The sequence below is a fragment of the Halobacterium litoreum genome (assembly GCF_021233415.1).
In the GTDB taxonomy this organism is placed as follows: domain Archaea; phylum Halobacteriota; class Halobacteria; order Halobacteriales; family Halobacteriaceae; genus Halobacterium; species Halobacterium litoreum.
In genome coordinates, this window is the sequence record NZ_CP089466.1 from 1,187,619 (window position 1) to 1,207,616 (window position 19,998).

Sequence of the window (19,998 nt, forward strand, 5' to 3'; positions counted from 1 at the left end):
CTCCGCGCGCGCCCCACGCAGTCGATGGAGATACAGCAACTCTCGCTCGACGAGTGGGGAGACGCGCTGCCGTCGTCGGGGTTCGAAGTGTTCCACACGCCCGCGGCCCTCGGCGTGCTCGACGACCACGCGGACGGCGACCTCCGCCTGTACGGCGGCTTCAAGGGCGACCAGCCGGTCGGCCTCTTTCCGGTGTTCGTCCAGGAGCGCGCCGTCGGCCGCGCGCTGCTCTCGCCGCCGCCCGGCTTCTCGGTGCCGCGCCTCGGCCCGCTCGTGATGCCCGCCAGCCCGAAGCGACGGAAGCGCGAACAGGTCAACGGCCGATTCGCCGAACACGTCCTCGACGAACTCGACATCGACGCCTCGCTGACGCTGTTCCGAGCCGTCTGTCCCACCTCGTACCCCGACCCGCGGCCGTACGTCTGGTCGGACCTCTCGCTGGACACGTCGTTCACCTACCACCTCGACGTGCCCGACGACACCGACGACCTGCTCGCGTCGTTCTCGAAGAGCCTGCGCCGCGAGATTCGGGACGGCGTGGACTCGGACGTCACCGTCGACGTCTCGAAGGAGGACGGCGTGCGCACCGTCTTCGAGCGCACCCGCGAGCGGTACGCCGAGCAGGGCCGCGGCTTCACGCTCGACTGGGGGTACGTCAGCGACCTGACGCGCGCGCTCGCCGCCGACGACCGGTGCCGGACGTACGTCGCCCGCACCCCCGGCGGGCGGTTCCTCTCGGGTATCGTCGTCCTCTACAGCAACGACGCGGCGTACTACTGGCTCGGCGGCGCGCGAACCGACTACGAGGGCACGAGCGTGAACAGCCTCCTGCACTGGCACATCCTCCGTGACATCGCAGCGGGCGAACCCCGCGAGTCCGTCGATACCTACGACCTGATGGGCGCGAACACGGAGCGCCTCTGCCGGTACAAGAGCAAGTTCGGCGCCGACCTCGCGCCGTACTACGCGCTCGAATCCCGCGGCCCGGGGATGACCGCCGCGAAGACCGCGTACCGGCTGGTGAGCCGGTAGGTGGCCGCCGTGCGCGTCCTCAACCTCGTGCCGAACGCGCAGTCCCGCTTCTTCAAACAGCAGGTCGACGTGCTCGCCGACCGCGGCGTCAGCGAGACGACGCTCACCGTGCCGGGCCGCCGCGAGTACGACGACGGCGACACCACGGCGCGCACGCCACTCGACTACGCGCGGTTCGTTCCGTCCGTCCTCAAGCACTCGTTCGGCGACTACGACCTCGTCCACGCGAACTACGGCCTCACGGCGCCCCACGCCGTCGTCCAGCCGAACCTCCCGGTCGTGCTGTCGCTGTGGGGCACCGACCTGATGGGGGAGTACGGCTGGGTGAGCAAACTCTGCGCGCGGTTCGCGGACGCCGTCGTCGTGATGTCGCCCGCGATGGCGGCCGAACTCGACGGCGACTGCCGCGTCATCCCGCACGGCGTGAACCTCGACCGCTTCCGCCCCGAACCGCAGGCGGCCGCCCGCGCCGCGCTCGACTGGGACGCCGACGCGCGCCACGTCCTGTTCCCGTATCCGAGAGAGCGCACGGTGAAGGACTACCCGCGGGCGGACCAGGTGGTCGACCGCGTACGCGACCGAATCGACGACGTGGCGCTCCACACGCCCACCGGCGTCCCCCACGAGGAGATGCCGACGTACATGAACGCCGCCGACGCCCTGCTCGTCACCTCCCGCCGCGAGGGGTCGCCGAACGCCGTCAAGGAGGCGCTCGCGTGCAACCTCCCCGTCGTCTCGACGGACGTCGGCGACGTCGCCACGCGCCTCGACGGCGTCACCCACTCCCGCGTCTGCGAGACCGACGGCGAACTCGTCGACGCGCTCGCGACCGTCCTCCGCGCCGGCGAGCGCTCGAACGGCCGCGAGGCCGCCCGCGAGGTCAGCGTCGAGCGCACCAGCCAGCGCCTCCACGACTGCTACCGGGACGTGCTCGCCGGCCGCTAGCGACGCGCCGAACCGCCAGACAGCGACGGGTCGTCGGCCGACCCTAGACCGCGTACCCGGCGCATAACAATCCCCCGAGGCGCCCGACTCCGAACAACGCACGCGCTATGTCATCGACACCGAACCGCCTCCGGAAACTCGCGCTCGTCGCGGGGTTCGCGGGACTCGCCGTCGCCGTCCTCGCCGCCCACCGAACGCCCGCCGCCGGCTACGAGATATCGCCGTACGCCGCCACGCCGCGGGCCGTCTGGGCGGGGGTCGGCGTCGCGCTCGCCGCCGGTGCGCTCGGCGCGCTCACCGCGCCAGCACGCAGTCGCAGTCGAGACGCCGGCGTCCTGCTCGTCGTCGGGAGCGCGCTCGCCGTCTACGCGATGCCCGTGATTCGCGGGTACGAGTTCTACGGCGCCGGCGACGCGCTCAGTCACGTCGGGTGGGCCCGGGAAATCGCCTCGGGCGCCCTCGAACCGACGAACCTCCTCTACCCCGGCGTCCACACGCTCACCGTGTTCGTCTCGGGCGTCGCGGACGTCCCGCTCCCGCTCGCGAACAACTACGTCGTGCTCGTCGCGTTCCCGCTCGTCTTCCTGCTGTTCGTGCCGCTGGCCGCACAACTGCTCGCCGGGACGCCGACGGCGTACGCCGTCGGCCTGCTCGCCGCCGTCGTCTTCGTCCCCATCAACAACATCGCCGTCCACCCCATCGCCCACCCCGCGAGCCAGGCGATTCTCGCGTTCGCGTTCCTGCTGTACCTCGCGCTCGCGTACGCCGTCGGCGTCCTCGACACCGGCGCCGGCGCCGAACCCGGCGGCGACCGAGCGCACGGTTCGCTCGGCCGGCCGTTCTCCGTGACTGGAACGGGCGGCCTGCTCGCGCTCGCGTCGGCCGCCATCGTCCTCGTCCACCCCCAGCAGGCGCTGAACGTCGCGCTCGTCTTCGTCGCGGTGTCGTTCGTCCAGTTCGTCGGTCGGTGGTACTTCGACGACCACCCGGTCACCACGCACCGCCCGCTTTACCTCCACACCGCCGTGCTCGTCGGCGCGTTCGCGCTCTGGGCGCCGCGCTTCGAGCGCGCGCAGGGCGCCGCCCAGTCGACCATCCGGAGCATCCTCCAGCAGGGCGCGTCCACCGGCGACGTGGTCGCCGCGAAGTCCGCGTCGCTCACCGTCGTCGGCGGCAGCCTCCCCGAAATATTCCTGAAACTGTTCGGCACCGCCACCGTCGTCTCCCTGCTCGCCGCCGGCCTGCTCGTCGTCGCGCTGCGCCGACACCGCCGCGGCCCGGACTCGCTGGTCGCGTACGTCGCCGCCGGGTTCGTCCCGCTCGTCGCCGTCTTCGCCGTCGTGCTCGCGGCCGAGCAGGGCGACATGTACTTCCGGTACCAGGGATTCATCATGGTGCCCGTGACGGTGGTCGGGGCCGCCGCGCTCGCCCGCGCCCGAGGGTGGTTCGCGGGCCGCGACCACCCGAGAGCCGGCACCGCCGTCGTCGCCGCGCTCCTCCTTGTGCTCGTGCCCGTCGGTCTCGTCGCCGTCCACCCGTCGCCGTACATGTACCAGCCCTCACAGCACGTCACCGAGGAGCAGGTCGCCGGCTACGACGCGGCGTTCGAGCACCGCGACCCGGACGTCCCGTTCACCGGCCTCCGTGGTGGCCCCCGGCGGTTCGTCGACTACCACTACGGCACCCAGCAGGCGCGCACGACGCTGAACTTCCCCGGCTACGAGGCCGGGACGCTGCCGTCGACGTTCGCGAACGCGAGTTACGCCGACGCCTACGAGACCACCCGGTACCTCGTGATATCGGCTGCCGTCCGCGAGACGGAAGTGGAGTTGTACGACGGCTTCCGGTATCCCCGGCGCGGGTTCGAGTTGCTGGAGTCGACGCCGGGCGTCGCGCGCGTCCGGTCGAACGGCGAGTTCCGGCAGTACGTCGTCGAGGGTGACGAATGACGCTCGCCGAGCGCATCGTGCGCGGCGCGAAGGCGTCGCTCGGCGCGACGATGCTGGACATCCTCACGAACGCCGCGCTCGTCGTGTTGCTCACGCGCGTCCTCCTGACGCCCAACGAGTACGGCCAACTCAACTTCGTGCTGTCGGCGCTCGGCGTCGTCACCATCCTCGCGACGCTCGGCATCCCGAAGTCGACGGCGCGCTACGTCACCGAGTTCGCGGAGACCGACCCCGGCCAAGTGCCCCACGTCGTCAAGAAGTCCGTCGTCTTCCTCGGGTCGCTCGTCGCCGCCGTCTCCGTGGCGACGCTCCTGCTCGGGCGCCCGGTCGCGAACGCGCTCGGCACGCCCTCGGTCGTTCCCTATCTGCTCGCCGGCAGCCTCTACGTCGTCGGGCGCGCCGGCCGCACGTACTTCACCGCGCTGTTCCAGGGGTTCAACCGCGTGACGTACAGCGCCACCGTCTCCTCCGTCGCGAGCGCGAGCCGGCTCCCGTTCGTCGTCGCGTTCGTCGTCCTCGGGTTCGGCGTCGGCGGCGCGCTGTTCGGCTACGTCGCGAGCGGCGTGCTGGCGACGTTCGTCGGCGCCTACATCGCGTACACGAAGTTCTACTCGAAGTACGACGCCGCCGACGAACCGGACGCCGACCTCTCGAAGCGCTTACTGGAGTACAGCATCCCGCTGACCGCGACTCGGGGCGCGAACGTCCTCGACAAGAAAGTCGACACGCTGCTCGTCGGCGTCCTCCTGAACATGACCGCGGTCGGCTACTACACCGTCGCGAAGCAGGTGTCTGACTTCGTCGCCGCGCCCGCGTCCTCGTTCGGGTACGCCGTCTCGCCCGCGCTCGGCGAGCAGTCCTCGAAAGACGAGATAGAGCGCGCCGCGACCCTCTACGAGCAGTCTCTGGAGTACGTCCTCGTCGCGTATCTCCCGGCGGTCGTCGGCCTCGTGTTGGTCGCCGACCCGATGATTCGGTACGTGTTCGGCACCGACTACCTCGGCGCCGTCCCCGTCGTGCAAGTGTTCGCGGGGTTCATGCTCGTGAACGCCGTCAACAAGGTCACCAGCGACGGCCTCGACTACCTCGGTCGCGCCCGCTCGCGGGCCATCATCAAGTCCGCGATGGCCGTCTCGAACTTCTGTCTGAATCTCGTCCTCATCCCCGTCCTCGGCGTCGTCGGCGCGGCGCTCGCGACGGTCGCGACGTACACCGTCTACACGCTCTCGAACGTCTACTTCATCCACCAGGAACTGGCCTTCGACGTCCCCACCGTCCTCCGGACGCTCGGCGCCGTCGCCCTCGTCACGGTCGCGATGGCGGGCACCGTCTGGGTCGCGCTCCCGTACGTCTCCGGCCTGCCGACGCTGTTCGCGACGGTGTTCCTCGGCGGCGCGACGTGGGCCGCGCTCTCCGTCGCCGGCGGCATCCTCGACGTGCGGAAGGTCGCGAACCTCCTGACGTGACGGCCACAAGCGCCCCATAACAATCCCCGTCTTCGGCGACGCTACGGGTATGCAGGCAAGCCCCACGCGAACAGTCGAACGGTCCGCCGTCCCCGAAGACCTCCGCGACACCACCGTCCTCGTCACCGGGGGCGCGGGGTTCGTCGGCAGCCACATCGCGGACGCGCTCGTCGAGGACGCCGACGTGCGCGTGCTCGACGACTTCTCGACGGGGCGCCGAGAGAACGTCCCGGCGGGCGCGACGATTCACGAGGGCGACGTGCGCGACCCCGAGACGGTCGCCGAGGCGATGGCCGGCGTGGACGTGGTGTTCCACGAAGCCGGCCTCGTGAGCGTCCCCGAGTCCGTCGAACAGCCGGCGTTGAGCCACGACTGCAACGCGACCGCGACGCTCGGCGTGCTGGAAGCCGCGCGCCGCGAGGACGCCCGCGTCGTCGTCGCGTCCAGCGTCGCCGTCTACGGGAACCCGGTCGACGTCCCGATTCACGAGGGCGACCCGAAGGAGCCGACCTCGCCCTACGGCGTCGACAAACTCGCCATCGACCAGTACGCCCGGCTCTACAGCGACCTCTACGGGCTGGAGACCGTGGCGCTCCGGTACTTCAACGTCTACGGCCCCCGGCAGTCCGCCGGCCAGTACAGCGGCGTCATCTCCACGTTCCTCGAACAGGCCCAGTCCGGCCAGCCCCTGACGGTGGAGGGCGACGGCACCCAGACCCGTGACTTCGTCCACGTCTCGGACGTGGTGCGCGCGAACCTCGCGGCCGCCACCACCGACCGCGTCGGGCGCGCGTTCAACGTCGGCACCGGCGACAGCGTCACAATCCGCGAACTCGCCGACCTCGTCATCGACGCCACGGACGCGACCCAGGGCGTCGTCCACCGCCCGCCACGCGAGGGAGACGTCGAGCGCAGTCGCGCCGACGTGACGCGAGCGCGCCGCCAACTCGGCTACGAACCGACCGTCGAACTCGGGGAGGGGCTGCGGGAACTCGCGAAGAGCGCGGCGCGAGTGCGGTAGGGGCGGCCTCACGCGAGCGCCAGCACCACGAGAACGACGCCACCGACTCCGGACGCCACGCCGACGCCGTCGGCGAGTCGGTCGCCCCACGACACCACCCGTTCGAGCGACAACACGACCGTGAGTCCGGCCATCCACAGGATGTTCATCGAGCCGACGACCACCATGACGGCGAACAGCGCCCAACAACAGCCCACGCAGAAGACGCTGAACCGGAAACTCATCGCCGCGGCGCCGCGGACTCCCGGCCGGTGGTACTCCATCAGGAACCCCAGCGGCGTGCGACAGTACCTGAGACAGCGGTCCTTGTACGGCGAGAGTTGGTACGCGGACAGCATCAGGAGCGTGCCGCCGAACAGGAGCGCGCCGTGCTGGTCCGCGACGACGGCGACCGGAAAGACCGCGTTCACCGCCAACGGCACGACGCCCGTCGCGGTCCAGACGAGCGCGTACGTTCCCATGAAGACGCCCACCCGAGCGGCCGTCCCTCGGTTGTCGACCTCGCCGAGCGTGTTGTAGTAGAGTCGAAAGAGCGGCACCGACGACGGGTACATCATCGCGACCATCATCACGCCCCACATGCACAGGTAGAGGCCGACGCCGACGAATCCGTTCGAGAGAGCCATCGCTTCCGGCGCCCCCGGGTCGGACATCGCGAGGCCCGGAACCATCCCCGGCATCGGGAGCCACCGCCCGACAATCGCCGTCCACGCCAAGAGCGCGATTCCGTACGTGACGATGGCGACGACCGGGATTCGGCGGAGCCCGAACGCGGCCCGCATCGAGTCGCTTGCCGTCATCTCTCGTTGTCGTGTTTCGGTTCTCGTCTACGCCGACCCGAACTCGAACTCGCCGAAGTACGCGTTGTTGCCGGGGTTCTCCCACGAGAACTGGTCGTCGAACGCCACGAGCCACTCCGAGGACTTGCCGAGTTTCGCTTCCTGGTCCGGCGGCATCAACGGATGAGGGAAGGCGGTCCCGGGTTCGTCGTGGAAGCCGGTGCGCTGGTCGACCGCCATCGAAACCGCGTCGCCGGCTTCGAACTCGAAGTGCCCGTCGCTACTGGTGTACTCGAACGGGAGCGAGACGACGTCGACGACCTCGTCGATCAGTCCGCGCAGCGCACCGAACAGGCCGCCGGCCTCCCCGGAGAAGATCATCTGGAGGGCTTCGGACTGCGGTTCGTCTGCGGCCTCGTCGAGCACGAGCACGACGTCCCAGCCGCCCTCGAAGAGCACGCCCTCCTGGTCGAGGAGCACCCCGCCGGTGAGCCCGTCCAACGAGACGTCCCCGTAGTTCCCCTCCTCGATGTTCCAGAACACGCCGGCGTTGCAGACGTCGTCCGTCGGTGATTCGAACCAGAGGCACTGGCAGGGCACCTCGCAGTTGCAACACTCCACGTACTCGCCGGCGATCGTCCAGTCTTCAGTCATGCTGATGCTGACGAGCCACAGCGACTTTGTAATGAGTCTCGTTCGAGGCTCTAATGCCGAATTACGGGAGAGTAGGTCGCTCTATTTGACATTGCGCGATTCGGTCCGGTCGCCGAGGGCCGGTCGGTCGTCGGGCGCCGGTGACAGCGTCCGCGTGGCGGCCCGGCGAGCGTCGCTCGTCTCCCGACCGCATCACCGCGAGTCGAATTCGAGCGCGGCGAGGTCCGGGTGGTCCCAGTCCGCGAGCGCGGGGTCGCCGCGCACGTACCGGTCGCGGACCGCCTGCCAGTCGGCGTGCCGGCGGAGGACGCGCACGGGCACCGACTCCAGGCCGAGAATCTTCGCGATGGAGAGGCGGTTCCGGCCGTCCTCGAACAGCAGGTCGCCGTCCCTGCCGACGTGGACCGCTATCTCGTCTTTCAGGCGTTCGGTCTTCAGTTCGTGCTGGGGCTTGATGGGGTCCGAAACACCGGATTCGAGCAGTTCGTCCTGCGTGTAGTAGCCCTCCCGAGCGATGGTGTCGTAGAGGTCGTCGAGGCGCTCGCAGCGCGCCTCGAACGCCTCCCGGGACGTACACCCCCAGTTCGGGACCCCGGCCTCGATTTCGGCGACGATTCGGTCGAAGAACTCGGTGTCGGCCCACGACACGCCGTCCTCGAAGTGGCGCTCGTACGCTCGGTAGACGTCCATCTCCGCGAAGCGGTCGTCGCCGCGGTCCCAGTCGCCGCCCGCGACCTCGCCGGCGACGCGGAACTTCGGCGGGTCGAACTCCACGACGCGCTCGATGCGCGCCGGGTCGACCGAAATCAGCCGGTACGGCTCCGGCGGCGCGTCGTATCGCAGCCGGTTCGTCGCGGTGCGCGCCGCGACGTAGGCGCGCGCGTACCCGTCTCTCGCCCGCAGGAGGTACCCCCGGAGTTCGGGGCGTTCGGCGACCAGCCGGCGGCCCGCGCCGCGCAGCCAGTCGTCGAGCGTCCCGAACGCGCTCCCCACGGACATCGTTACTCGGCGTCCCGGGAGACGACCGGTTCGACCGGGTGGCTCTCCCGCGGTTCGGCGCGGCTCGCGGCGTTCCTGACCTCCTCCATGAGGTAACTCGTCCACCGGGACTCGGCGAGCGGCACCGGCATCGCGTCCGGGTCGCCAGCTTCGAGCGCGCGGGACTCGGCGTCGTTCTGGTAGTAGTGCGCGTTCAGCAAGCGGAGCGTGTCCCAGTCGTCGCTCCGGTTCCGCCGGAGGACGGCGCGCGCGTTCTTCACCGTGCCCGCCGTGCGGTCGACCGCCTGGTCGACGTTGTTCAGCACGCGCCCCACGGCAGACCCCTTGTAGTTCCGGTCGTGTTCGACGAGCGTCTGGGATATCAAGTCGGCGGTGAGGGATTTGTCCTCGCCGTGAATCAGGAGTTGGCGGACGGGCCGCGTGCCGCCGAGCACCTTCGTCGTGCAGAGCACGCCGTCGTCGGTGTGGTACTGGAGTTGCGCGCCGTCGTACGCGAAGTCGCGGTCGTAGTCGCCGTACAGCGCGGTGGTCGCGGCGACGGCGTCCTCGCTGCGGGGGTAGCCGCCCGCGCGCAGCGTTAGGTAGATGGGGTGGGGGATTCCCTCCTCGAACTCGCCGCCCGCGAGCTCGAAGTTCCACGGCCCGCGGTTCGGGTCGTCCGGGCGACTCGACCCCGTGTAGATGACGTCGACGCCGCGGACGTCGCCGAGTTCGCCGTCGCGTTTCTGTCGCATCGCCTCGCGCACGACGGGGTCGAAGTCGTGGTTGTGCTTCTCGGAGACGACGACGCCGTGGCGCTCGGCGTGGGCCGCGAGTTCCTCGAACTCCTCGTAGGTCTCCGTGATGGGTTTCTCTATCTGGACGGGAATCCCGGCCTCGATGATTCGCTTCGCGATGGGGAGGTGGGTCTGGACCGGCGTGCAGACGTGGACCCAGTCGAGGTCGGTGTCCGCGAGCAGCGACTCCACGTCGAAGTACGCCGCGACGTCGTAGTCCTCGGCGATTTCGCGGGCGGTCTCTTCGTCGGTGTCGCAGACGGCGACGAGTTCCGTCCGGGGGTTCCGGTCGAGGCCGGAGAGGTGGACGCCCGAGACGGTGCCGCCGCCGACGACAGCGCTTCGCAGTGTCATCGCCGGCACGTCGCCCCGTCGGCGCATTGTTATGGAGCGGCTAGCCCCGCTCGCGGGCCGGTTCGGGGGGCGACGGACGGAGCCAGCGGAGTCCCGGCGTTCCGTCGGCCACCCAGACGGCGACGGCGGCGGCGACGAGCGCCGCGTCCGCAAGCAGGTAGAGCGCGCCCCGCGGCGTCCCGAGGAACCGGACGAACGCGCCGACGAGGTCCTGTAGGTGCGGGAGGGCGCTGGTCGTCCCGCCGTCCGGTGCGGGAATCACCGGCCACAGCAGGAAGCCGGCGCGCAGTTCGCCGTCGACGACGAGCGGGTACGCCACGTCGCCCGCGAGATGGGAGAGGTAGCCGACGGCGAACGCGACGCTCGCTCTGGAGTCGCCGCGAGCCCGCCCCGCGGCGAGCGCGACCGCGACGACCGGGACGGCGACGAGCAGCGAGTGCCCGAGCGACCGGCCCGACGGCAGGACGGCGAGCCACCACGCCAGCGGCTTGTCCACGAGGTCGGGGAGCAGGCTCGCGAACCCGACGACGACCGCGGCGCGCGTCGACGGCGGCCGCCCCCACAGCCACCGACTCGCCGCCGAGTAGAGGAGGTACGCTGCCGCGGCGTGTTCCCATGGCCACATCAGACTAGACTCGGACTCGCGCTCCCTGCCGCGCTCGCGCTCGCGTTCCCGGCGCTCGCGCGCTGGACGTCGACCCAGAGGAACAGGTGGTGTGGCGCGCTCGAAGCGGACGCCTCGCTGGGCGCGTCGCCGGGGTAGACGAAGACGTTCATGCGGAGGTCGTCACCGAGCATCGTCGGGCGCGCCGTGAGCGTGCGCTCGGCGGTCCGCTCGTCGGGCACGGAGAGGCCGATGCGGTCGAGTTCCTCGCGTTCGAGGACGACCGTCTGGCCGTCGGTCGTGCGGACGCGCTGGAGCACGAGGACGGCGGTGTACTCCCGCGACTCGCCCTCGCGGTTCTCGACGGTGAGCGTGACGTTCGCCGGGTCGCCGCGCTCGATGCTCGTGGTGTAGTTGCTCGCGACGAGGTCGCCGCCGCGGTCGTCTAAGAGCGCGACCTCGGTGTACGCCTCGCCGCGGTCGGGGGCCGCGAGGCCGACGGCGAGCGCGCTCGCGGCGGCGACGACGGCGACGGCGAGCGCGACGTTCAGCGCCGCGTCGACGGCGGGGACGTCGACGGTCGACGCTTTCGCCTCGGCGCGAAGCCGGGCGACCGGGACGACGAGGCGGTCCTCGCTCGGCAGGCGGAGGCGGCGCCACGCGCCGAGGAGCGCGCCCGCCGCGACGACGGCGACGACGGCGACGGTGAGCGTGCGCGCGCCGAAGTCGAGGCCGAGCAGCGAAATCGGCACGCCGAGCAGGACGACGAGAACGAGCGACGTGGCGACCGAGAGGCTCAGGCGCTCGACCCAGTTCGGGCCGCGAACCCAGCGCGTCCGGCGGCGGGCGGGGTCGAGGACGCCGCGCGCCGGGAACAGCGCGGAGACGGTGGCGTACCCCGGCGCGAACCCGAGGAGGACGGCGGCGAGCGCGACTTGCGCCGGCCCGGTCACCACGTCGGCGAGGAGCAGCGAGCCGGCGACGAGCGCGAACCCGGCGACTGCGGCGAGGTCGCCGGTCGCCGCCGCGAGGCCGTGGTCGCCCGGACGCGACTCGACGGCGTCGCTGTCACGCATCATGCTCTCCCCCCGACAGTCCGCGTCGCTCCAGTGCCATCGTTGTCGCGTGTCGTGGGCGACCGGGCATTGTTATGGAGCGCGTAGCCCGGCGGAGCCCGGCTACGAGTGGAAGAAACTCATCACGTAGTACAGCGGCCGCTCGTAGACGTCCGGCTCCTTCGAGAAGCCGATGTGGGAGCCGATCTGGGCGTTGTTGAAGTGCGCGTACTGGGGGCCGCGGAGGATGCGGTGGAGGAGCCGGTCGTCCATCGAGATGCGGACGTAGCCGTCGCTCGTGTCCGCGGCGTCCGCGGTCGTAATCTCGTAGCCGTCGCCGCTCATCGACAGCGCCGCCACCTTGTCGTCCACGAGGTCCAGCAGGACGGTGGTGTCGCTCTCCCAGTTCACGTCCTGGCGTTTCGCCTCCATGTGCTCGTAGGCCGGTTCCACCAGGTCCGCGAGGTCCGTGAGGCTCGGGTGGTCGTCTGCCTCGTGGGGGAACGTGCGGTCGGCGAGTTCGGTCTCGATGTACTCGCGGCGCTCGTCCGGGTCGACGGGCGTGTACGGCTCGGAGGGGCGTTCCTCGTCTAAGTCGAAGTACGCCTCGCTGTTCAACAGAATCGGTTCGCTGTGCGCTGGCTCGATGTTCTCGCTGCCCGCGAAATGCCAGTACGCCTCCTGTCGCGTGGGCGACGCGACGTACTGGTTTCGGTGGGCGAGCGACCCGGCGAGCGTGTAACTGCCCGCGAACGGCATGAAGTACCGCGGTTCGAGCGCGTTCACGAACCCCTCGGCGTCCTCGTACATCTCCCCGATGACTTCGTCGCGGGCGTCGAGGCGCTGTTCGTGCGTGTAGTCCTCCATGCACTGCGGGTAGAAGTTCGCCGCGGCGTACTGCATCAACAGCAAGTCGATGTCCTCGTACTGGTCGTTCACGACGGCGCAGGCGCGCTCGGAGAGCGGCCACCGGCAGTCGTTGGCGTTCACGACGACGTTCTCGCCGTCGTCGAAGACGCCCATCGAGTCGATCTGCGTGGAGCCGTCAGTGGTGCGCTCGCTGGAGGACTCCATCCACCAGCCACAGCCGAAGTAGTTGCCACACGCCTCGGGGTCGCAGTTGTCCGCGCCGAGGACGTTGATGTGGAGGTCGCCCGCGAGGTGGGTGCGTTCGGCGTGGGGCAGTTCGATGGCGTCGAACCCGAGGCGTTCGACGTTCTGCTTGAGGAAGTCGGTGGCGTAGTCGTGGATGAGGACGGGGATGTCGGAGTCCAGTCGCTCCATCGTCTCCCGGTGGAAGTGGTCCGGGTGGATGTGGGAGACGTAGATGTAGTCCACGTGGTTGTAGTCTTCTGGTTCGAACTCCAGCGGGGGGTAGTGCGCCCACGAGCCGTAGAACGCCCCGTCGAGGAGCCACGGGTCACACAGGACCGACGTGTCCCCCGACTCCACGACGACGCTCGACGACTTCAGGTGGCGGAGTCGCATACGGGAGTCCTCCAGTTGCTCGACACTTTGTTAGGCGCCAGTTCGGTGTCCGGCCCGGACGGTTCGGGGTGCGTTTCCGGGCGTCAGCGCGCGTAAGCACGGCCTTCTCGGTGCGGACGACCGAGCAGTCCGAATCCGGGGTTTCGCGTCGCTCCGACGCCCGAGAATCCGCGAAAGCGCTGGCTTACAATGAGGACGTACGGTCTCGGTAGGCGACGCGCATGCATCCGAGAAGCACGCAGTTCGCCGGCCGCACCGCGGCGGTGTTCGTGGCGGTCCTCGTGACCGTCTCGTTCGCCGCCGGCGCCGCCGGCGCGAGGGCAGGAACCGACAGCGCGGCGACCGTCGGCGTGTCGTCGTGTGGAACTATCGACGCTCCGGGGTTCTACGAACTCACCGCGAACGTCACGAACGCCACCGGCGACGGCTGCATCGAGATTACGGCCGACCGCGTGTTCCTCCGCGGGAACGGCCACGTGCTCGCCGCCGGGAACGCAACCGGCGCCGCCGTCACCGCGACCGACGCCGAGCAGGTGTCGGTCACCGGAATCACGGCGACCGGGTGGCAGACCGGCGTCGCGTTCCGGAACGTCTCGGGCGGCACCATCCTCGGGAACACCGTCTCCGACGCCGCCGTCGCCGGCGTCTCGCTCCGGGACGGAACCGGCGGCGTCGCGGTCACGGAGAACCGCGTCTCGAACGCCTCCACGGGGGTCTCGGTCGGCGACGCGGGCGAGGGCAACGTCGTCTCGGGCAACGACCTCGCGGACCTCTCGAACGCCGGCGTGTCGGTCGCCGCCGACGAGACCGACGTGGTCGACAACGACGTGACCGACGCGCTCGGGGGCGCCGTCCGCGTCACCGGCGCCCAGTCCGCGCTCGTCGCGAACAACACCGTCCGCGGCGGCATCGGCGGCGTCCTCGTCTCGAACTCGTCCGGCGTCACGGTGCGCGCGAACGACTTCGGCGGCGTCGACGGCGCGAGCGTCCTCGTCGAGGGCGCCGCGAACGACACCGGCGACGCACAGCCGTCCGCGCGACCGTCGTGGACCGGCGACTTCGACGGCGTCCCCGTCGGCCTCTTCGACGGCGCGCTCGTCACGCAGCCGGTCCCCGAGACGCAGGTCGCAAACAACACCGTCGCGAACGGGAGCGGCTACGGCATCGTCTTCCGGGAGACGGCCACCGCGACCATCGCCGGCAACGACGTGACCGGCGCCCGCGACGGCATCCGCGTCCACAACGCGACGAACGTCACCGTCACCGGGAACGTCGTCACCAACAGCACGGACGACGGCGTCGCGGTGGCGAACGCCACGGGGAACGTCGTGGAAGCCAACCGCCTGCTCGACAACGGCGACGACGGCGTCTACGTCGTCGGGAGCAACAACACGGTCGCGAACAACACCGCGCGCCGGAACGCCGACGACGGCGTCGACGTCCAGAGCGCGGTCGGCGCGACCGTCACCGGGAACGTCGCCAGCGACAACGGCGACGACGGCATCTACCTCCGGGGCGTCCGCGACGCCGTCGTCCGGTTCAATACCGTTCGGGAGAACGTCGACGACGGCGTCGACCTCCGCGGCTCGACGAACACCGTCGTGCGCGGGAACGCGGTCTGCCTGAACCGCCACGACGACCTCGTGGCGCGCAACGGGTCGCGGGCCAACAGCGTCGGCCCGAACGACTGCTGACGCTGCCGACTACGTCTCTCTTCTCGCTGCCGCGAGCGCCGCCACCAGCACCGCCACCAGCGCGACGGCGACGCCGAAGCCGGGGACGCCATCGCCGGACGAACTCGTGGTCGTCGTCGACTCAGTCGTCGCGGTGTCGTCGCTGGCGACGCGAATCGACACCGACGCGTTCCCGACCGACGCCTCGTAGTCGCCGGGCGCCTGAATCGAGCGCGTGAACTCCACGCGCCGCGTCTCGCCGGGCGCCACGGAGACGTTCTCGACGGCGACGACCTCGCCGAACAGTTCGAGTTGCACGCGCTCGCTGCCCTCCGCGTCCCCGGTGTTCGACACGACGGCGGTGAGCGTGAACGCTTCGCCGGCGGCGACCGGCTGCTCGCCGGCGTCGACGCTGTCGACCGAGATGTTCGGCACCCGCGGTTCGACCGTGATGTACTGTTTCTCGCCCTCGTCGACCTCGATGGTCTTGTTGCCGGGCGTGGTGAACCGGTGGGTGAACGTCACGGTGCGCGTCTCGTTCGGGTCGAGTGGCACCTCGCGGCTGGTAATCTGGTCGCCCTCGACCTCGAACTCGACGGTCTTCGTCCCGGGTGCGTCGCCCGTGTTCGACACGGTCGCCTCCACGACGATGGAGTCGCCGACGAGCAGCGTGCGGTCCTCGACGGTGACGTTCGCCGGCCCGATTTCCGGGTCGCCGGTGTCGGCGGGCGGCGAACTGCCGCCGCTGTTGCCGCCACCGCTACTGCCGCCGCCACTGCTCCCACCGCCCGGACTACCGCCGCCGCCCGGACTCCCACCGCCACCGCTGTTGCCGCCGCCCGGATTACCGCCGCCACCGCTGTTGCCGCCACCGCCGTTGTTCCCACCGCCGCCGTTGTTCCCGCCGCCGCCGTTGTTCCCGCCGCCACCGCTGCTGCGCGCGGCGACGGTGACGGTCTGGGTGGCGGTCGCGGTCGCGCCCGACTCGTTCTGCACTTCGAGCGTGACCGTGTACGACCCGGACGAGTCGTAGGTGTGCGTGGGCTGCTGGCCGGACGCGCTCGCGCCGTCGCCGAACGTCCACGAGTACGACGTGATGTCCGCGACGGGCGTGGACGCGCTCGCGTCGAACGAGACGGACTGACCGGCGGTCGGGTCGCGGGTCTCGACCGCGAACTCGGCGTCGAGCGGGAGCGGTTCGCCGACCGTCACGGTCGCGCTCGCAGTCGATTCGAGGCCGTCGTCGTCGACGACCGTCACGCTCGGCGACACGTCGCCGAGGTCGTCGTAGGCGTACTCGACGGTCGGCTCGTCGGTCTCCTCGTCGGTGTCGCCGTCGCCGTCGAAGTCCCACTCGTAGGTCTCGATGCTCCCGTCCTCGTCGCTGGAGGCGCTGGCGTCCAGCGTGAACGGCTCGTCGACGGTGACGCGACTCGGCGCGGAGAGCGCCGCAGTCGGCGGGAACTCGCGCTCGTCGACTTCGAGTTCCTCGTAGACGGTGTCCGTGTTGCCGTCGTCGTCCACGACAGTCACGCCCACGTCGTAGTCGTCGGTCTCGTTGTAGACGTGGGTCGTGGTCGGCGAGGACGTGGTCGAGTCCACCTCATCGTCGCCGTCGAAGTCCCACCGGTACTCGGTAATCCGGCCCTCGTCGGTGGAGCCGCCGGCGTCGAGTGTCACCGTCTCGTTGACGAACGCCGTCTCGGGCACCGCGAGGTCGGCGTTCGGCGGGCCGGTGACGGTCACCGTCGCGGACGCGGTGGCGGTCTGCCCGCCGGTGTCCACGACCGTCACCGTCGCCGTGTACGTACCCGCGCCCTCGTACTCGTGGGCGACCGCGGGGTCGTCGGTCTCGTCGTCGACCTCGCCGTCGCCGTCGAAGTCCCACCGGTAGACCTCGACGCCGCGGTCGTCCGAGGAGTTGCTCGCGTCGAACACCACGTCCTCGTCGACGGTGGCGTTCGCCGGCGCGGAGAGCGCCGCGGTCGGCGGGTCGTCAGGCGGCAGCACCTCCACGGTCGCGGACGCGTTCGCGGTCTGTCCGCCGGTGTCGACGACGGTCACCGTCGCGTCGACGGTGCCGGTCTGCGTGTACGCGTACTCGGTCGTGGGGCCCGCCGTGGTCGCGTCCACCTGCCCGTCGCCGTCGAAGTCCCAGCGGTACGAGTCGATGCCCTCCTCGTCGTCGCTGTCGGACGCGTCGAACGTCGCCGGCTGTCCGACCGTCGCCGTCTCCGGCGCGTCGAGTTCGGCGGACGGCGGGTCGTCGACGGGCACCACCTCTATCTCGGCGGTCGCGGTGTCTATCTCGTCGGCCTCGTCCACCACCTGTACGGTCGGCGTGTAGTTACCCGGCTCCTCGTAGGTGTGGTCGATAGTCGGCTCGTCCGTCTGGGCGTCCTCCTCGCCGTCGCCGTCGAAGTCCCACTCGTAGGTCTCGATGCCGCGGTCGTCGGTCGACCCGGTGGCGTCGAGTGTCACCGTCTCGTCCTCGAGGACCGCCGCGGGCGCGTCGAGGCTCGCGTTCGGCGGCCGGTTCGGCGCCAGCACTTCCACGTCCGCGGTCGCCGCGTCAACCGCGCCCGCGTCGTCCACGACGGTGACGACGGTGGTCACGTCGCCCGGCTCGGTGTACGCGTGCTCGACCTCGGCGTCGGTCGTGTTCAGGTCGACCGTGCCGTCGCCGTCGAAGTCCCAGCGGTACTCGGTAATCCGGCCCTCGTCGGTGGAGTCGCTGGCGTCCAGGGTCACCGTCTCGTTCACGACCGCCGTGTCGGGCGCGTCGAGGACGGCGTCCGGCGGCGTCTGTGGCACGGTCACCTCGATTGTCGTGGACGCCGTGTCCGCGTTCCCGTACGTGTCGAAGGCCGTCACCGACACCGTGTAGTTGCCCGCCTCCTCGAAGGACCGCGACACCGCCGGGTCCTCGGTGACGCGGTCGGTCTCGCCGTCGCCGTCGAAGTCCCACTCGTAGCCGCCGACGGCCTCGTCGTCGGTCGTCCCGCTCGCGTCGATGGTGACGCTGTCGCCCTCCTCCGTGGTGTCGGGCGCCGTCACGCTCGCGGACGGCGGCGTCTCCAGACACGGCCCGCTGTGGACGAACGCGCGACGGTCCATGTCGAGGCCGGTCTCCGAGCCGTCCGCGCCGACCAGCGTCCAACTGTCGACGCGCGTCTCCTCCGTGCCCGAGTAGCCCCAGTCGCCCCAGTGCGCGGCGTCCTCGTTGAAGCCGGGCGTGATTTCGATGGCGCCGTCCAGGTCGCCGACGCCGCGGAACGCGCCGCCGTCGGTGCGGTTCGGCCCCCACTTCCAGTCGATGGTCGCGGACTCCCCGCCGAGGCTCCAGTCGTCGTCCCGCTCCGGGTAGCGGTCGTCCTGTACGACCCACTCGCCGCCCGCCGGCAGGTCGTCGAAGGACATCGTCAGCGTGCTCCCGCCGTCCTCGTCGCCGAGGCGGTCGTGGAGGAACACGGCGCTCGCGCCCTCAGACCCCTCGTAGAAGAACAGCACGCTCCCCGACGTCTCCTGGTACTCCGTCGTGCCGTAGGAGCTGTACGTCAGCGCGAACGGGTTCCCCGTGATGTCCGGGTAGGGGTTCCGGTAGTCGTAGAACTCGGTGACGTTCTGGCCGGTGTCCGTCACCGGACTCACCGTCGCGCACGTCGTCCCCTGCGCGACGGCGTACGTCGACGCCTGCATCGCCGACGACGACCCGCTGAACGACACGACGCCGACTATCGGCGCCGCGACGACGAACGATACCACTGCCACGACTGCGGCCACCCGGGAGAGCGAGGACTCGGGCATTGCCATGCGAGTCGCCGCCTGTCGTCCTTTGTTATGAGCGAGTTTCGCACCGCGTACCCGACGGAGCCGGCGCGACGCGCCGAAAATCAGTGCCCTGTGGCGCGCCCTCGGAAGCCGACGCTACCCGTCGATGAGGGGTGACAGCGACTCACACAGGAGATGGGTAACAATACATCGGCTCCGCCTACTCCCGGAGCGACCCCCGCCAACTCCAATGTACCGAGGCCACACCACCGCCGTCGTCGTGCCGGCGTACAACGAGGAACCGTTCGTCGCGGACACGATCGCGTCCGTCCCCGGCTTCGTCGACCGCGTCTACGTCGTCGACGACGGCTCGACGGACGGGACGTGGGACGAGATTCGGCGCGCCGCCGCGAGCGCCGACCAGCGCCCCGAAGCCACCGAGTTCGCGGAGCGCGTCGTCCCCATCCAGCACGACGCCAACCGCGGCGTCGGCGGCGCCATCAAGACCGGCTACCTGCGCGCGAGAACCGACCGAATCGAACTGACCGCGGTGATGGGCGCGGACGGCCAGATGGAACCCGAGATGCTCGGCGACCTCTTCGACCCAATCGTCGAGGGGCGGGCCGACTACACGAAGGGCAACCGCTTCCTGGGCGCGACCGACCGCGGCGACATGCCCGCCCACCGGTTCGTCGGGAACGCCGCGCTCGCCGCGCTCACGAAGGTCGCGAGCGGCTACTGGAGCGCTGGCGACCCGCAGAGCGGCTACACCGCCATCTCGCTGCGCGCGCTGGAGGCAGCCGACATCGACGGGATGTACGAGTTCTACGGCTACTGCAACGACCTGCTCGTGAAACTGAACGTCGCCGAGATGCGCGTCGTCGACGTCCCGCGCCCCATCACGTACGGCGAGGAGGAGAGCCACATCAGGTACCGGAGTTACGTCCCGCGGGTCTCCGCGATGCTCGCGCGGAACTTCGGCTGGCGGCTCGGCCGGAAGTACCTCGTCTACGACTTCCACCCGCTCGTCGGTGCGTACGCGGCGGGCGCCGTCGCCTCGACCGCGGGCGCCCTCGGCCTGCTGTGGGCGCTGCCCGGCGTCGGGTCGTTCGCCACGCCCGTGGCGCGCGGCGCAATCGCGCTCGCCTTCCTCCTGCTCGGCGCGCTCGCGTTCGTCGCCGCGATGACGATGGACATGCACGCCAACGCCCACCTCAGCGACAGCGACGACCCCTACGGCCGCGACGCACAGCGAGCGCGCGGGAACCGCGACACGGACGCCGTGCAGGTCGAACTCCCCGCCGCCGAGTGGTCGTCGCTGCTCGACGATGCGTCACCGAACGGGGACGCACCGGAGGCCGCGCGCCGGCTCCGCGAACGCCTCCGCGACCGCGTCGCCGAACCCGACCGCGCGGACTGACGCGGTACGCGG

The 19,998-nt window shown here is 70.5% G+C and carries 15 protein-coding genes; 7 read left to right on the plus strand and 8 right to left on the minus strand.

Features of this window, described 5'->3' with window-relative positions; all coding sequences use genetic code 11:
* Positions 1 to 24 precede the first annotated feature (24 nt).
* The 5 genes from LT972_RS06595 (at position 25) to LT972_RS06615 (ending at position 6,413) form a co-directional block, all read left to right on the plus strand.
* Positions 25 to 1,032, plus strand: coding sequence for a GNAT family N-acetyltransferase (locus LT972_RS06595; RefSeq protein WP_232572404.1), 1,008 nt, complete (start codon positions 25 to 27; stop codon positions 1,030 to 1,032).
* A 9-nt stretch (positions 1,033 to 1,041) separates the two neighbouring features.
* Positions 1,042 to 1,977, plus strand: a complete 936-nt coding sequence (locus LT972_RS06600; protein WP_390226319.1) for a glycosyltransferase family 4 protein — start codon at positions 1,042 to 1,044, stop codon at positions 1,975 to 1,977.
* A 107-nt stretch (positions 1,978 to 2,084) separates the two neighbouring features.
* A complete protein-coding gene (locus tag LT972_RS06605) occupies positions 2,085 to 3,926 on the plus strand; it encodes a hypothetical protein (RefSeq protein ID WP_232572406.1) in 1,842 nt (613 codons plus the stop codon).
* Positions 3,923 to 5,392: a flippase gene (locus tag LT972_RS06610; RefSeq protein ID WP_232572407.1), complete on the plus strand. Its 1,470-nt coding sequence runs from the start codon at positions 3,923 to 3,925 to the stop codon at positions 5,390 to 5,392. The genes LT972_RS06605 and LT972_RS06610 overlap by 4 nt, the downstream gene beginning before the upstream one ends.
* A gap of 49 nt (positions 5,393 to 5,441) precedes the next feature.
* Entirely contained in the window at positions 5,442 to 6,413 is a 972-nt protein-coding gene (locus tag LT972_RS06615; protein WP_232572408.1) for an NAD-dependent epimerase/dehydratase family protein, read from the plus strand.
* Positions 6,414 to 6,421: 8 nt separating this feature from the next.
* Here LT972_RS06615 and LT972_RS06620 read toward each other — a convergent pair whose 3' ends face one another.
* From LT972_RS06620 to LT972_RS06650, 7 genes are all read right to left on the minus strand, one after another.
* The gene (locus tag LT972_RS06620; protein ID WP_232572409.1) at positions 6,422 to 7,213 is read right to left on the minus strand and encodes a DUF2182 domain-containing protein; all 792 of its coding nucleotides are present in this window, start codon (positions 7,211 to 7,213) and stop codon (positions 6,422 to 6,424) included.
* A 27-nt stretch (positions 7,214 to 7,240) separates the two neighbouring features.
* Complete coding sequence (locus tag LT972_RS06625; protein ID WP_232572410.1) at positions 7,241 to 7,846, minus strand: DUF1326 domain-containing protein; 606 nt, start codon at positions 7,844 to 7,846, stop codon at positions 7,241 to 7,243.
* 192 nt (positions 7,847 to 8,038) lie between these two features.
* Positions 8,039 to 8,845, minus strand: coding sequence for a ParB N-terminal domain-containing protein (locus LT972_RS06630; RefSeq protein WP_232572411.1), 807 nt, complete (start codon positions 8,843 to 8,845; stop codon positions 8,039 to 8,041).
* A 2-nt stretch (positions 8,846 to 8,847) separates the two neighbouring features.
* Complete coding sequence (locus LT972_RS06635; protein WP_232572412.1) at positions 8,848 to 9,975, minus strand: Gfo/Idh/MocA family protein; 1,128 nt, start codon at positions 9,973 to 9,975, stop codon at positions 8,848 to 8,850.
* Positions 9,976 to 10,015: 40 nt separating this feature from the next.
* Positions 10,016 to 10,600 (minus strand): metal-dependent hydrolase, encoded by a 585-nt coding sequence (locus LT972_RS06640; protein WP_232572413.1) that lies wholly within the window; start codon positions 10,598 to 10,600, stop codon positions 10,016 to 10,018.
* Positions 10,600 to 11,658, minus strand: coding sequence for a DUF1616 domain-containing protein (locus LT972_RS06645; RefSeq protein ID WP_232572414.1), 1,059 nt, complete (start codon positions 11,656 to 11,658; stop codon positions 10,600 to 10,602). The genes LT972_RS06640 and LT972_RS06645 overlap by 1 nt, the downstream gene beginning before the upstream one ends.
* A 99-nt stretch (positions 11,659 to 11,757) precedes the next feature.
* Positions 11,758 to 13,122, minus strand: coding sequence for an MBL fold metallo-hydrolase (locus LT972_RS06650; protein WP_232572415.1), 1,365 nt, complete (start codon positions 13,120 to 13,122; stop codon positions 11,758 to 11,760).
* A gap of 221 nt (positions 13,123 to 13,343) precedes the next feature.
* Here LT972_RS06650 and LT972_RS06655 point away from each other — a divergent pair, with 221 nt between their 5' ends.
* Entirely contained in the window at positions 13,344 to 14,816 is a 1,473-nt protein-coding gene (locus tag LT972_RS06655) for a right-handed parallel beta-helix repeat-containing protein (RefSeq protein ID WP_232572416.1), read from the plus strand.
* Between the two features lie 9 nt (positions 14,817 to 14,825).
* Here LT972_RS06655 and LT972_RS06660 read toward each other — a convergent pair whose 3' ends face one another.
* Entirely contained in the window at positions 14,826 to 18,608 is a 3,783-nt protein-coding gene (locus LT972_RS06660) for a PKD domain-containing protein (protein WP_232572417.1), read from the minus strand.
* 208 nt (positions 18,609 to 18,816) lie between these two features.
* Here LT972_RS06660 and LT972_RS06665 point away from each other — a divergent pair, with 208 nt between their 5' ends.
* The gene (locus LT972_RS06665) at positions 18,817 to 19,986 is read left to right on the plus strand and encodes a glycosyltransferase family 2 protein (protein WP_332839502.1); all 1,170 of its coding nucleotides are present in this window, start codon (positions 18,817 to 18,819) and stop codon (positions 19,984 to 19,986) included.
* Positions 19,987 to 19,998 lie beyond the last annotated feature (12 nt).

What these genes read in the sequence shown, in the direction of transcription:
- LT972_RS06595 (WP_232572404.1), top strand. Translation starts at nt 25, where the DNA reads ATGGAGATACAGCAACTCTCGCTCGACGAGTGGGGAGACGCGCTGCCG.
- LT972_RS06605 (WP_232572406.1), top strand. Translation starts at nt 2,085, where the DNA reads ATGTCATCGACACCGAACCGCCTCCGGAAACTCGCGCTCGTCGCGGGG.
- LT972_RS06610 (WP_232572407.1), top strand. Translation starts at nt 3,923, where the DNA reads ATGACGCTCGCCGAGCGCATCGTGCGCGGCGCGAAGGCGTCGCTCGGC.
- LT972_RS06615 (WP_232572408.1), top strand. Translation starts at nt 5,442, where the DNA reads ATGCAGGCAAGCCCCACGCGAACAGTCGAACGGTCCGCCGTCCCCGAA.
- LT972_RS06620 (WP_232572409.1), bottom strand. Translation starts at nt 7,213, where the DNA reads ATGACGGCAAGCGACTCGATGCGGGCCGCGTTCGGGCTCCGCCGAATC.
- LT972_RS06625 (WP_232572410.1), bottom strand. Translation starts at nt 7,846, where the DNA reads ATGACTGAAGACTGGACGATCGCCGGCGAGTACGTGGAGTGTTGCAAC.
- LT972_RS06630 (WP_232572411.1), bottom strand. Translation starts at nt 8,845, where the DNA reads ATGTCCGTGGGGAGCGCGTTCGGGACGCTCGACGACTGGCTGCGCGGC.
- LT972_RS06635 (WP_232572412.1), bottom strand. Translation starts at nt 9,975, where the DNA reads ATGACACTGCGAAGCGCTGTCGTCGGCGGCGGCACCGTCTCGGGCGTC.
- LT972_RS06640 (WP_232572413.1), bottom strand. Translation starts at nt 10,600, where the DNA reads ATGTGGCCATGGGAACACGCCGCGGCAGCGTACCTCCTCTACTCGGCG.
- LT972_RS06645 (WP_232572414.1), bottom strand. Translation starts at nt 11,658, where the DNA reads ATGATGCGTGACAGCGACGCCGTCGAGTCGCGTCCGGGCGACCACGGC.
- LT972_RS06650 (WP_232572415.1), bottom strand. Translation starts at nt 13,122, where the DNA reads ATGCGACTCCGCCACCTGAAGTCGTCGAGCGTCGTCGTGGAGTCGGGG.
- LT972_RS06655 (WP_232572416.1), top strand. Translation starts at nt 13,344, where the DNA reads ATGCATCCGAGAAGCACGCAGTTCGCCGGCCGCACCGCGGCGGTGTTC.
- LT972_RS06660 (WP_232572417.1), bottom strand. Translation starts at nt 18,608, where the DNA reads ATGGCAATGCCCGAGTCCTCGCTCTCCCGGGTGGCCGCAGTCGTGGCA.
- LT972_RS06665 (WP_332839502.1), top strand. Translation starts at nt 18,817, where the DNA reads ATGTACCGAGGCCACACCACCGCCGTCGTCGTGCCGGCGTACAACGAG.